Source organism: Bradyrhizobium sp. NBAIM08 (genome assembly GCF_020193935.1).
GTDB classification, from domain to species: Bacteria; Pseudomonadota; Alphaproteobacteria; order Rhizobiales; family Xanthobacteraceae; genus Bradyrhizobium; species Bradyrhizobium yuanmingense.
Map to the genome: position 1 here is coordinate 1 of NZ_JADYVR010001224.1, position 389 is coordinate 389.

At 65.3% G+C, this 389-nt stretch carries 1 protein-coding gene; it reads right to left on the minus strand.

The features are described from left to right. Positions 1 to 389, minus strand: a 389-nt coding sequence (locus I6F37_RS44250) for a phosphoenolpyruvate carboxykinase (ATP) (protein ID WP_225155023.1), incomplete at both ends; no start/stop codon positions are given.

Sequence of the window (389 nt, forward strand, 5' to 3'; positions counted from 1 at the left end):
GGCCAGCATTTCACATGCTGGCGCGCCATCTTCTCGCCCAGCATCTTGGCATAGACCGTGGGATGACGCGGCATGAACGGCGCGCCGAAGCAGGTCGAGAAGGTGGCCTGCGGTTCGGTGACACCCTTCTCGGTGCCGGCGACCCGCGCGGTGTAGCCCGACAGGAAGTGGTACATCGCCTGCTCGGGGCTGAGACGCGAGATCGGCGGCAGCACACCGAAGGCGTCGGCCGTCAGCATGACAATGTTCTGCGGCGTGTCGGCGATGCCCGACATCGAGGCGTTGGGAATGAAGTCCAGCGGGTAGCAGGCCCGCGTGTTCTCGGTGTGCCGGCCGTCATCGAGATCGAGCGCGCCTGTAGCCGGATCGATCACGACGTTTTCCAGCAC